At 63.9% G+C, this 12,979-nt stretch carries 9 protein-coding genes; 7 read left to right on the forward strand and 2 right to left on the reverse strand.

The genetic code is table 11. The features are described from left to right. Positions 1-11: 11 nt before the first annotated feature. On the reverse strand, positions 12-830 hold the full coding sequence (locus F455_RS0102715) for an AMP nucleosidase (protein WP_018971724.1): 819 nt from the start codon (positions 828-830) through the stop codon (positions 12-14). Positions 831-1,014: 184 nt separating this feature from the next. On the opposite strand from F455_RS0102715, the gene F455_RS0102720 reads away from it, so the two are divergent. The 4 genes from F455_RS0102720 (at position 1,015) to F455_RS0102735 (ending at position 6,412) form a co-directional block, all read left to right on the forward strand. Next, positions 1,015-3,429, forward strand: a complete 2,415-nt coding sequence (locus F455_RS0102720) for an acyl-CoA dehydrogenase (protein WP_033409130.1) — start codon at positions 1,015-1,017, stop codon at positions 3,427-3,429. 10 nt (positions 3,430-3,439) lie between these two features. Next, positions 3,440-4,069 (forward strand): 2-hydroxychromene-2-carboxylate isomerase, encoded by a 630-nt coding sequence (locus tag F455_RS0102725; RefSeq protein ID WP_018971726.1) that lies wholly within the window; start codon positions 3,440-3,442, stop codon positions 4,067-4,069. A 93-nt stretch (positions 4,070-4,162) separates the two neighbouring features. Next, positions 4,163-4,996, forward strand: a complete 834-nt coding sequence (locus F455_RS0102730) for an ATP-binding cassette domain-containing protein (protein ID WP_018971727.1) — start codon at positions 4,163-4,165, stop codon at positions 4,994-4,996. A gap of 105 nt (positions 4,997-5,101) precedes the next feature. Continuing rightward, on the forward strand, positions 5,102-6,412 hold the full coding sequence (locus tag F455_RS0102735; protein ID WP_018971728.1) for a dicarboxylate/amino acid:cation symporter: 1,311 nt from the start codon (positions 5,102-5,104) through the stop codon (positions 6,410-6,412). 118 nt (positions 6,413-6,530) lie between these two features. On the opposite strand, the gene F455_RS0102740 is transcribed toward F455_RS0102735, so the two are convergent. Continuing rightward, positions 6,531-7,181, reverse strand: coding sequence for a TetR/AcrR family transcriptional regulator (locus F455_RS0102740; RefSeq protein ID WP_018971729.1), 651 nt, complete (start codon positions 7,179-7,181; stop codon positions 6,531-6,533). 375 nt (positions 7,182-7,556) lie between these two features. On the opposite strand from F455_RS0102740, the gene F455_RS0102745 reads away from it, so the two are divergent. The 3 genes from F455_RS0102745 (at position 7,557) to F455_RS0102755 (ending at position 12,843) form a co-directional block, all read left to right on the forward strand. Further along, a complete protein-coding gene (locus F455_RS0102745; RefSeq protein WP_018971730.1) occupies positions 7,557-8,780 on the forward strand; it encodes an efflux RND transporter periplasmic adaptor subunit in 1,224 nt (407 codons plus the stop codon). Positions 8,781-8,839: 59 nt separating this feature from the next. Next, the gene (locus tag F455_RS0102750) at positions 8,840-12,037 is read left to right on the forward strand and encodes an efflux RND transporter permease subunit (protein ID WP_018971731.1); all 3,198 of its coding nucleotides are present in this window, start codon (positions 8,840-8,842) and stop codon (positions 12,035-12,037) included. A gap of 77 nt (positions 12,038-12,114) precedes the next feature. Next, positions 12,115-12,843, forward strand: a complete 729-nt coding sequence (locus F455_RS0102755; RefSeq protein ID WP_018971732.1) for an SDR family oxidoreductase — start codon at positions 12,115-12,117, stop codon at positions 12,841-12,843. Positions 12,844-12,979: the final 136 nt, after the last annotated feature.

A 12,979-nucleotide genomic window follows, 5' to 3' on the forward strand; every position in this document is an offset into this window, starting at 1 on the left:
GCGCGCATCGGTTACAACTCGTGCTCGCCGCCGAGGTCGTCGTGATACTCCTCGTCCGCCTCAAAACGCAGATGCTTGACGCTGCGGCCATGGCGGCGCACGAGCTTGAGCGCCTCGATGCCGACCTTGATGTGCTTCTCGACGTAGTTCGCGGTGATCTTCCTGTCACTGGCCTCGGTCTTCACGCCCTCGGGGATCATCGGCTGGTCGGAAACGAGCAGCAGCGCGCCGGTCGGGATGTGGTTGGCGAAGCCGGCGGCGAAGATCGTCGCGGTCTCCATGTCGACGGCCATGCTGCGCGTGCGCCGCAGTAGGTTTTTGAACTCCTCGTCGTGCTCCCAGACGCGGCGGTTGGTCGTGTAGACCGTGCCGGTCCAGTAGTCGTGGCCGAGGTCGCGGATCATCGTCGACACGGCGCGCTGCAGTTGGAACGCGGGCAAGGCCGGTACGATCGGCGGCAGGTAATCGTTCGAGGTACCCTCGCCGCGGATCGCCGCGATCGGTAGGACGAGATCGCCGAGCTGGTTCTTCTTCTTCAGGCCGCCGCATTTGCCGAGGAACAACGCGGCCTTCGGCGAGATCGCACTGAGCAGGTCCATGACCGTCGCCGCGTTCGGCGAGCCCATGCCGAAGTTGATCAGAGTGATGCCGTCGGCGGTCGCGTTCGGCATCGGCCGGTCGCGGCCCTGCACCTCGACGCCGTTCCATTCCGCGAACATGTCGACGTAGTTGCCGAAGTTGGTCAACAAGATGTGCTCGCCGAACTGGTCGAGCGGCGTGCCGGTGTAGCGCGGCAACCAGTTTTCCACAATGTCTTTCTTGTCTTTCATGCTTGTATTCCGCTGGGGTTGCCGATGACGACACATCGGCGGAATGGCAGGTCTTTGGTTGTCGCCGGTAAGTTTAATCGTTGCGCGTGCTGCGCGCAGCCGTCGCGCGGCGGCGCAGCTTTGCTTTTTTGCAGCCGCGAAGGATGATGCAGCGCGTCTTGCCGCCTCGACCCGGGAGTTTCCGATGCTCGTCACCTTGCTGCTCGCCCTGATCGCGCTGAGCGCCCTGCTCTTCCTCGGCCGCGGCTTTCTCGCCTGGGTCGTCGCGGCGGGCGTCTGGCTGGTGGGTTGGCGCATCACCGGCATCGCCTCGCCGCTGCTGTTCGAGGCCGCGGCGCTCGTACTGACGGCGCTCGCCATCGTATTCGGTCTCCCGCCGATCCGCCGCGCGCTGATCACGAGCCGGGTCATGCCTATCTTTGCCAAGGTGCTGCCGCGGCTCGGCGAGACCGAGCGCATCGCGCTCGACGCGGGCACGGTATGGTGGGATGCGCAGCTGTTCTCGGGCCGGCCAGACTGGAACAAGCTGCTCGATTTCAAGCCGCAGCCACTGAGCGCCGACGAGCAGGCGTTTCTCGACGGCCCGGTCGAGCAGCTCTGCGCGATGCTCGACGACTGGCAGATCAACCAGCTGCGCGACCTGCCGCCCGAGGTCTGGGAGTTCATCAAGAAGCAGGGTTTCTTCGGCATGATCATCCCGAAGGAATACGGCGGCCATGGCTTCTCGGCCATTGCTCATTCAAGAGTCGTCACGCGCATCTCCTCGCGTTCCGTGGCGGCGGCGGTCACGGTGATGGTGCCGAACTCGCTCGGCCCCGGCGAACTGCTGCTGCACTACGGCACCGCCGAACAGAAGAACTACTACCTGCCGCGGCTTGCGCGCGGCGAGGAAATTCCGTGTTTCGGCCTGACCGGCCCCGAAGCGGGCTCCGACGCGGCGGCAACACAGTCGACTGGCATCGTCGAGAAACGTGTCGTCGACGGTAAGGAGGTGCTCGGCCTGCGCCTGGAATGGAAGAAGCGCTACATCACGCTGGCACCGGTCGCGACGCTGGTCGGCCTCGCTTTCCGCATCAAGGATCCCGGCCACCTGCTCGGCAACGAGGACGACCTCGGCATCACCTGCGCGCTGATCGAAGCGAATTTGCCCGGCGTCGAGATCGGCCTGCGCCACGATCCGATGGGCGTGCCATTCATGAACGGGCCGATCGTCGGCCAGGATGTGTTCGTATCTCTCGATCATGTGATCGGCGGCCGCGAAGGCATCGGCCAGGGCTGGCGCATGCTGATGGAATGCCTCGCCGCGGGCCGCTCGATCTCGCTGCCCGCGCTCAGCGTTGGCGCCGCGCAGATGATGACGCGCATCTGCGGCGCCTACGCGACCGTGCGCGAGCAGTTCGACACGCCGATCGGCCGCTTCGAGGGCATCGAGGAACCGCTCGCGCGCATCGCCGCGAAGACCTACATGATGACCGCAACGCGCACACTGACCTGCGGCGCGCTCGATGCCGGCGAGAAGCCCGCCGTACTGTCCGCGATCGCCAAGGCCTACCTGACCGACAGCATGCGCGAGGTCGTCACCGACGCGATGGATATCCGCGCCGGTTCTGCTATCCAGCGCGGACCGCGCAACTCGCTCGCGCGCGCCTGGGACGCAGTGCCGATCGGCATCACCGTCGAAGGTGCGAACATCCTCACGCGCTCGATGATCATTTACGGCCAGGGCGCGATCCGCTGCCATCCGTTCGTGCAGAAGGAAATCGCCGCGGTCGCCGCGAACGATCTCGCCGCATTCGATGCGGCGCTGTTCGGCCATATCAATCTCGTCCTGCGCAACGTCACGCGCGCGAAACTGCTCGCACTGAGCGGCAGCCGTCTCGCCGCGGCACCAAACGTGCAGGACACGCGACGCTACTACCAGCACCTGTCGCGCTTCTCGGCCGCGTTCGAATTCACCTCCGACATCGCCATGGGCACGCTCGGCGGATCGCTCAAGCGCCGCGAAAAGATCTCCGGGCGCCTCGCCGATGCGCTCGCCTATCTCTACCTCGCCTCGTGCGCGCTCAAGCGCTACGAGGACGAGGCGAAGACGACGGCGAACCTCAACCTCGTCTCGTGGTGCGCGGAATATTCGCTGTACAAGGTGCAGGAAGCGCTGCGCGGCGTGATCGAAAACCTGCCCACGCGCACGGCCGCCTGGATGCTCAAGCTTGCGATCTTCCCGCTCGGCGCACGTTTCCGTCCGCCCTCGGACAAGCTCGGTGCGCGCGTCGCGCGCGACATCCTCGAAGACCGCGAGGCGCGCGCGACACTGACCGGCGACGTCTTCATCCCGCCACCGAGCGAGCCCGGCCTCGGCACGCTCGAAGCCGCGCTCGACAAGGCCGTGCGCGCGATCCCGGTCGAGACCAAATTGCGCGACGCGGTGCGCGCCGGCACGCTCGACCGCGCGCCGGGCTACATGCTCGACGAAATGGGCCTCAAGGCTGGCGTCATCACCCAGGCCGAATACGATCTGCTGCAGGAAGCCGAGGCAGCGCGCAACGAGGTGATCGCGGTCGACGCGTTCGATCCGGCGATCTTCAAGACCCTGCATTGAGGAGCGTGCAATGAACGCACATTGGTACTTCGATTTCGTCTCGCCGTTCTCGTATCTGCAATTGGCGAAAGTACTGCAATGGCGCGGCCGGCTCGACATCACGCCCGTGCCGATCGCATTCGGCGCCGTACTCAAGCACCACGGTCAGCTCGGCCCCGCGGAAATTCCGGGCAAACGCGAATTCACCTACCGCTTCGTGCAATGGCAGGCTGAGCAGACCGGGGCGACACTGCATTTTCCGCCACAGCATCCGTTCAACCCACTCGCGGTGCTGCGCCTATGCATCGCCGCGGGGTCGACGTGGAATGCGATCGAGGCGATCTTCAATCATCTCTGGCGCGACGGAAAGGCGGGTGCAACCGCCGCCGAACTCGCCGACGTCGGCCGCGCGTTGGGCATCGGCGATGTGGAAAACGCGATCGCCTCTGCCGAGGTGAAGGAAGCACTGCGTGCAAATACCGACAGCGCGATCGCTGCGGGCGTGTTCGGCGTGCCGACGCTCAAGGTCGGCAACGAGATATTCTGGGGTAATGATGCGACGCCGATGATCGAGGACTGGCTCACGCACCCGCAGCGGTTTGCCGATGCCGAATACCGGCGCATCGCCGATCTACCTTTCGGCATCGAGCGGCGGCGCTGAGTCTTTTGTTCGTCATCTCTGCAAAAGACGGAATGACGAGCAAAACGCGGGGGAAGGTTAGAATTCCCGCCCCTTCCCTACTTCGTTCGAGCCGTGACCGATACCGATACTGCCAACCCGCCCCTGCTCGAACTCGACGATGCGTACCTGATGCGCGGCGAAAGCGAGGTACTGCGCGGCCTCACGCTGCGCATCCTGCCTGGCCAGCATACGGCGATCGTCGGCCCGAACGGCGCCGGCAAGTCCTCGCTCGTGCGCATGATCCATCGTGACGACTACCCGCTCGCGCACGCCGACGGCACGCCGCCGATGCGCATCCTCGGCCGCACGCGCTGGGATGTGTTCGAGTTGCGCAAGCACTTGGGCATCGTTTCGGGCGACCTGCAGCAGCGGCTGATCGATGAAGACCTCGTCGACGGACTCGATGCGGTGGTTTCGGGCTTCTTCGCCAGCCACGTGCTCTCGTTCAACCACACGGTCACCGACGCGATGCGCAGCGCGGCAAAAACCGCGCTCGATCGGCTCGGCGCTTCGCATCTGGCCCATCGGCGCTTTGCCACGCTGTCGACCGGCGAGGCGCGCCGCGTGCTGATCGCGCGCGCGCTCGTGCACCACCCAGGTGCGCTGCTGCTCGACGAGCCAACCGCGGGTCTCGATTTCGTCGCCCAGCGCACCCTGCTCGAAAGCCTGCGCGCGCTCGCGCGCGAAGGCACGACATTGATCCTCGTCACCCACCACCTCGAGGAAATTCTCCCGGAGATCGATCACGTCATCCTGCTGCGCGAGGGTCGCGTGTTCGCACAAGGGCCCAAGGCGGAAGTGCTGCGCTCGGATGTACTCGGCGCTCAGTACGGTATGCCGATCCGCGTCTGGCAGCACGGTGGCTACTTCCATGCGGGATTCGACGGAGTCGGCCCGGCAAACTGATTTCACAATCCACTCGATCAATGGGCCATTGACACGCGCGCCGCGCGCTGTTGGGATACCGTCAATCGAGCCACCCAACGAAATCGGCCGCCACCGGGAGGGGTTATGAAGGGCTTTGCGCGCCATCTGTATTTCTGGGTGCTGGTCGGCATCTTCCTCGGCGGCCTGCTCGGCTGGCTGTTCGGCGATGCGAATCCGGTCATCGCGGACACCGGATTCAAGGCATCCTCGCTCAAGTGGCTCGGCGATCTGTTCATCGGCCTGGTCAAGATGCTGATCTCGCCGGTCATCTTCCTCACCGTCGTGCTCGGCATTGCCGGCATGAACGACATGAAGAAGGTTGGCCGCGTCGGCGGCAAGGCGCTCTTGTATTTCGAGATCGTGTCGACCGTCGCGCTCGCGGTCGGCCTGCTGGTCATGAAGGTCGTGAAACCCGGAAGCGGCCTCAACATCGATCCGGCCACACTCGATGCGAAGTCGGTGGCGAACTACGCCAAGGCGGCGAGCGAGCAGTCGACGGTGGACTTCGTCCTGCACATCATCCCGAAAACCTTCGTCGACGCGTTCACCGCGAATGGCGACCTGCTCCAGGTGCTGCTGATCGCGATCCTGTTCGGCTTCGTCCTGTCGCGTCTCGGCGAAACCGGCCAGACCGTATACCGCTTCTTCGAAGTCTGCTCGAAAGTGCTGTTCGGCATGATCGGTCTGGTAATGAAAGTCGCGCCGCTCGGTGCGTTCGGCGCAATGGCATTCACGATCGGCAAGTACGGCATCGGCACGATCGTCAGCATGGCCAAGCTCGTCGGTCTGTTCTATCTCACCGCGGCGCTGTTCGTCCTCGTCGTGCTCGGCCTGATCGCGCACTTCACCGGCTTTTCGATCCTGCGCTTCCTCAACTACATCAAATCGGAATTGCTGATCGTGCTCGGCACGAGCTCGTCGGAAAGCGCGCTCGTGCCGCTGATGGAGAAGCTCGAGAAGCTTGGCTGTTCGAAATCGGTGGTCGGCCTCGTCGTACCCTCGGGTTATTCGTTCAACCTCGACGGCACCAACATCTACATGACGATGGCCTCGCTGTACATCGCACAGGCGCTCAACATCGATCTGAGCTGGGGCCAGGAACTGGCCCTGCTTGGCGTGGCGATGCTGACCAGCAAGGGCGCTTCCGGAGTGACGGGAGCGGGCTTCATCACGCTCGCGGCGACGCTGGCCGTGGTGCCGAGCATCCCGGTCGCCGGCATGGCCCTCATCCTCGGCATCGACCGCTTCATGAGCGAATGCCGCGCGCTGACGAATTTCATCGGCAACGGTGTCGCGACCATCGTCGTGTCGAAGTGGGAAGGTGAGCTCGACAATGCGACGCTGCAGCGCGAGCTGGCCGATCCGAGTTTCGTCGAGAAGGCCGAGGTGGCATGAGCGCTCTTGTCATTCCCGCATGCTCTTGGCGGGAATCCAGTGACTTTGATCTTTAGCCTGCAGAGTGCAAGGCGCTGGATTCCCGCCAGAAGCGCTCGGGAATGACAGCAAAGAATGCTCAGCCCATGTGCGCGTCAATCAACGCACGTGCCGCCTTCGCGATCGAAGTAACCGGGCCGGAATTGTTCGGGAAGGTCAGGCGCGTGTAGTAGCCGCCTTCGAGCAACAGCATCAGCGCATCGCCGAGTGAGTCGGGTTCGCGTGCGCCCATCTCGCGCGCGTACCTGCGCAGGCGACGGCGGATTTCCGCCTTGTAGTCGTGCACGATCGCGTTGAGCCGATCGTTGCCCTCGGGAATTTCCACTGCGGCATTGCCGAGCGCGCAGCCGCGGCTGGAGCGGCAACCGCAATCGGATTTCGATTTGGTTTTGATCAGGTCGACCACCGCCTGCATCAGCGCCTCGACCTGGCGGCGCGCATCGCCGGCATGCGGCGCGACGGCCTCGTCCCACCATTGCCAGTAGCCGCGCTCCTGGTCCTTGAGGTATTCGGCGACCAGATCGTCCTTGGACGGGAAGCTGCGGTAGAAACTCATCTTGTTCGTGCCGGCATCCTCGACGATCGCGTCGACGCAGACCCCGCGAATACCGTGGCGATAGAACAGGTTGGCGGCGGAATCGCGGATGCGGTCGCGCACGCGCGGCTTTTCGCTGCGCGCCGGCGCCTCGCTCGCCACCGAAACCGCGGCGGCCGTTGATTTTGCGGACATGACACAAACTCCTCTAATTTGATTGTCCATCGGGCTGCGCCCGATTCGCGTCGAGCCATCCATGGCTTGCGGGGAACTGCAAAAGTGAAGTCCCCCTTGACAGGTTAGTGACTGGTCAGTAACATCTCGTAACGTTACTGACCGGTAACACACATTGTGACAGCTTCTCGTAAGCCAAGACCCAAGTCAAGGCGCCGCGCAGCAAGAGGTCACAGCCGGTTCAGTGAAAAGAAGTAGCTCATCAGCGCATGGATGTGTTGACGCGCAGTTCTTGGCTCATTGCGACAAACGTGACGCGGCTCGGCCGCGACCGTTTGCTTGCAAACCGCGGCAGGAAGCGCGGTTTTGCAGCGATCAAATACCTGGGAGACCGCTATGCAGTACCCGAAATTCATCAAAGCCGGCATTGTTCTGACCGTACTTGCCGCCGCCCCGATTTTATTTGGCGCAATTGCTGGCTGCTCGCGCTCGCAAGCGAGCGGCGCACCCGCCGCGCCGCCGGCACCCGCGGTCAGCGTCGCCGAAGTCGTGGCCAAGCCGCTGCGCGACTTCGAGGAGTTTACCGGACGCCTCGAGCCCGTCACCACGGTGCAAATCCAGGCGCGTGTCAGCGGATTCATCGAGTCGGCGCAGTTCGCCGAAGGCGCGCAGGTCAAGAAAGGCCAGGTGCTGTTTCGCATCGATCCGCGCCCGTACCAGGCCGAAGTCGACCGTCTTGCCGCGCAGCTCAAGCGTGCGCATTCGCAAGCCGCGCTGGCTGAGCAGAATCACGAGCGCGGCAAGCAGCTGATCGCCAAGCATGTGATCGCGCAGCAGGACTTCGACCAGCTCGCCACCACCGCGACCAGCAGCGGCGACGACATCGGTGCCGCCGCCGCGGCGCTCGAAGCCGCACGCCTCAATCTCGAGTTCACCCAGGTGCGCTCGCCGATCGACGGCCGCGCTTCACGCATGCTGATCACGCCTGGCAACCTCGTCACGACGACCAGCGTGTTGACTACCGTCGTCTCCGACAACCCGGTTTACACCTACTTCGACGTCGACGAAGCGACGTACCTGCGCTTTGCCCACGGCGCGACGAAGGCGGAAAGCCCCGTCTACATGGGCCTCGTCGACGAACAGGGCTACCCGCATGAAGGCCGCCTCGATTTCGTCGACAACCAGGTCGATCCGAACAGCGGCACGATCCGCGCACGCGGTGTGTTCGACAACCAGGATGGCCACTTCACCCCGGGCCTGTTCGCGCGCATCAAGCTCGTCGGCGGCGCACCGCGCGATTCGATCCTGATCGACGAGCGCGCGGTCGGCACCGACCTCGGCAAGAAGTTCGTGCTCGCACTGAAAAAGGACAACTCACTCGAATACCGCCCGATCACACTCGGCGCGGCGATCGAGGGTCTGCGTGTCGTGCGCGATGGCTTGAACGTCGGCGACGTGATCGTCGTCAACGGCCTGCAGCACGTGCGTCCCGGCGCGACCGTGAACCCGACGCGCGTAGCGATGACGACTGACGGCAAGGCCGTGGCGCAGCTTGCGCCTTCGGCACCGGCAACGGCTTCGACCGCGACGGGTAAGAGCGGACACGCCGCGTTGAACTGATCCGAAGCCTTACCCCTTCTCCCGACGGGAGATGGAAAAAAGAACAAAGGACTCGCTCCATGAACCTCTCCCGATTTTTCGTCTCGCGCCCGGTCTTCGCCGGCGTGCTGTCGGCGCTGATCCTGATCGCCGGCTTGGTTTCAATTCCATCGCTGCCGATCTCGGAATATCCCGAAGTCGTACCGCCGACCGTGGTCGTGCGCACGACCTATCCGGGCGCCAATCCGAAGGTCATCGCCGATACCGTCGCCGGTCCGCTCGAGCAGGCGATCACCGGAGTCGAGGACATGCTCTACCAGTTCTCGCAGGCGACCAGCGACGGCGTGATGACGCTGACTGTCACGTTCAAGCTCGGCACCGACGTCGACAAGGCGCAGCAGCTGATCCAGAACCGCGTGGCTCAGGCGACGCCGAAGCTGCCGTCCGACGTGCAGCGCATCGGCGTGACCGTGAACAAATCCACGCCCGACATCACCTGCGCCGTGTTCCTGATCTCACCTGACGGGCGCTACGACCAGAACTACCTGTCGAACTACGCAATCCTGCGCATCAAGGACGAGCTCGCTAAGCTCGACGGCGTCGGCGACGTGCAAGCGTTCGGCGGCGGCAACTATTCGATGCGCATCTGGCTCGATCCGGAGAAGGTCGCCGCGCGCGGTCTGACCGCGACCGATATCGCCAACGCGATTCGCGAACAGAACGTGCAGGTTGCCGCGGGCCAGCTCGGCTCTTCGTCGACGCCGTCAAACGACCCGACGCGGCCGAACTATCAGATCGCGGTCAATACCAAGGGTCGTCTCGTCAGCGAAGAAGATTTCGCCAACATCATCATCCGCACCGGCACATCGGGCCAGATCACGCGCCTGCGCGATGTCGCACGCGTCGAACTCGGCTCGGACAACTACGCGTTGCGCGCGATGCTCAACAACCAGACCGCGGTCGCGCTGCCGGTGTTCCAGCGTCCGGGGAGCAACGCGATCGCGATCTCCGACGCGGTGCGCGCGAAGATGGCCGAATTGAAGAAATCGTTCCCCGACGGTATCGACTACAACGTCGCCTACGATCCGACCGTGTTCGTGCGCGGCTCGATCGACGCGGTGATGCATACCCTGCTTGAAGCGATCCTGCTTGTCGTCATCGTCGTGATCGTGTTCCTGCAGACCTGGCGCGCCTCGATCATTCCGCTGCTCGCCGTCCCGGTGTCATTGATCGGCACGCTCGGCGTCATGCACCTGCTCGGCTTCGGCCTCAACACCTTGAGCCTGTTCGGCCTCGTGCTCGCGATCGGCATCGTCGTCGACGACGCCATCGTCGTGGTCGAGAACGTCGAGCGCAACATTAGCGAAGGCCTCGCGCCGTTCGATGCGACCGTGCAGGCGATGAAGGAAGTGACCGGGCCGATCATTGCAACCGCACTCGTACTCTGCGCGGTGTTTCTGCCCACAGCATTCATCAGCGGCCTGTCCGGCGAGTTCTACAAACAGTTCGCGATCACGATCGCGATCTCGACAGTGATTTCAGCGTTCAATTCGCTGACCCTGTCGCCGGCATTGTCGGCGCTGCTGCTCAAGGCACACGATGCGCCGCCCGACCGTGCCACGCGCATCCTCAACGGCGCGCTCGGCTGGTTCTTCCGTCCGTTCAACCGTTTCTTCACGCGCGCCTCGAACAGCTATGTCGGCGCGGTCAGCCGCATCCTCGGGCGCAGTTCGGTTGCGGTGTTCATCTACGCCGGGCTGATCCTGGTCACCGCCTATGGTTTCATGCGCACGCCGACCGGCTTCGTGCCGCCGCAGGACAAGCAGTACCTCGTCGGCTTCGCGCAGTTGCCCGACGCGGCCACACTCGACCGCACGACCGACGTGATCCGGCGCATGGGCGACATCGGTCTGAAGACGCCCGGCGTGGAAGACGTGCCGGCATTCCCGGGCCTGTCGATCAACGGCTTTACCAACGCGACCAACTATGGCATCGCCTTCACCACGCTGAAGCCGTTCGAGGAGCGCCGCGACGCGTCGAAGTCCGCCGGTTCGATCGCAATGGCGATGAACATGAAGTTCGCGCAGATCCAGGACGCGTTCATCGCGATCTTCCCGCCACCGCCCGTGCAGGGCCTCGGCACGATCGGCGGCTTCAAGCTGCAGATCGAGGACCGCGCCAACCTCGGCGCCGACGAGCTGTACAAGGTGCTGCAAGGCGTGATCGCGAAGGCGTCGAAGCGGCCCGAACTGGCCGGCGTGTTCTCAGGTTTCCAGGTCAACGTGCCGCAGATCGAAGTTGACGTCGACCGCGAGAAGGCGAAGACCGCGGGCGTACCGTTGCAGAACATCTACGACACGATGCAGATGTATCTGGGCTCGCTCTACGTCAACGACTTCAACCGCTTCGGCCGCACCTACCAGGTCAATGCGCAAGCCGAGCCCGGCTTCCGTTTGACCGCCGACGACATCGGCCGGCTGAAGACACGCAACGCGCGCGGCGACATGATCCCGCTCGCAAGCTTCGTCACCGCGCGCGAGGCCTCGGGCCCCGATCGCGTGCCGCACTACAACGGCTATCTCGCCGCCGAGCTCAACGGCGCCGCCGCACCGGGATTCAGCTCGGGCCAAGCGCAGGCCGCGATCGAAGACGTGCTGCGCACGGAACTGCCGAACGGTTTCGGCTACGAGTGGACCGACCTGACCTACCAGCAGATCCTCGCCGGCAACACGATGATCGTGATTTTCCCGCTGGTCGTGCTGCTCGTGTTCCTCGTGCTCGCCGCGCAGTACGAGAGCGTCACGCTGCCGCTCGTCGTGATCCTGATCGTGCCGATGACCCTGCTCTGCGCAATCCTCGGCGTGCAGGTCACGCGCGGCGACAACAACATCTTCACCCAGATCGGGTTGATCGTCTTGATCGGCCTCGCCTGCAAGAATGCGATCCTGATCGTCGAGTTCGCCAAGGACCGCGAGGCCCTGGGCGAGTCGGTCTGGCAAGCCGTGCTTGACGCCTGCCGCCTGCGCCTGCGCCCGATCCTGATGACCTCGCTTGCATTCATCATGGGCGTCGTGCCGCTCGCGCTCGCCACAGGCGCCGGCGCGGAAATGCGCCGCGCGATGGGCGTGGCCGTGTTCTCCGGCATGCTCGGCGTGACCTTCTTCGGTCTGTTACTGACGCCGGTGTTCTATCTGCTCGTGCGCCGTCGTCGCAAGCAACGTATCGCCGACGACACGCCGCAAGTCCAACCGCCATCGCTGCCGGCGACGAGCCATTGACCTTCATGCCGTCATTCCGGTTCGTGCCGGAATGACGAGCGAAAAAACCGCACTCATTCATTCTCAGGAGAAACCCCATGACCATCCAGAAAATCGCTCTCGTCACCGGCGCCACGCGCGGCATCGGCCTCGAGACGGTGCGCCAGCTTGCGCAGCAGAACGTCCATGTGCTGCTCGCCGGACGTGACCGCGCCAAGGCCACCGAAGCCGCATTGAAGCTACAGGCCGAGGGTCTGCCCGTCGAAGCGATCGCGCTCGATGTCGACAATACGAGCAGCATCGCCGCAGCGGCGAAAGACATCGAAGCCAAGCACGGCCACCTCGATATCCTCGTCAACAACGCCGGCATCCTCGTCGACGATCTGGCGAAGAAGCCGTCGGAGCAGACGCTGGACGCGTGGCGCAAGACTTTCGACACCAACCTGTTCGCGCTGGTCGCGGTGACCCAGGCGTTGCTGCCGTTGCTGCGCAAATCCGATGCGGGCCGCATCGTCAACGTGTCGAGCATCCTCGGCTCGAACACGTTGCATTCCGATCCGACCTCAGGCATCTACGACTTCAAGGTGCCGGCGTACAACGTGTCCAAGTCCGCGGTGAATGCGTGGACCGTGCAACTCGCCCACGAACTGCGCGACACGAAGATCAAGGTCAACGCGATCCATCCTGGCTCGGTGAAGACCGACATGAACAGCCACGGCGACATCGAGGTGGCGGACGGCGCCAAGTCGAGCGTCGAGCTCGCCCTGATCGGCGCAAACGGCCCGAACGGAAGTTTCTCGCACCTGGGCCAAACGCTGCCCTGGTAAACCGTCGGCGCTTGTCGAAACAGCGCGGCCGGGTTCGGTCGCGCTGTCACGAATCTGTATACATTTCTAAATTTTGTTGAAACGCGCCTTTCCCGGCGCTGACTTTTTTCCTAGATAGCCTTGCGCGCATCGGACG

Origin of the sequence: Rudaea cellulosilytica DSM 22992 (assembly GCF_000378125.1) — a bacterium.
GTDB lineage: Bacteria > Pseudomonadota > Gammaproteobacteria > Xanthomonadales > Rhodanobacteraceae > Rudaea > Rudaea cellulosilytica.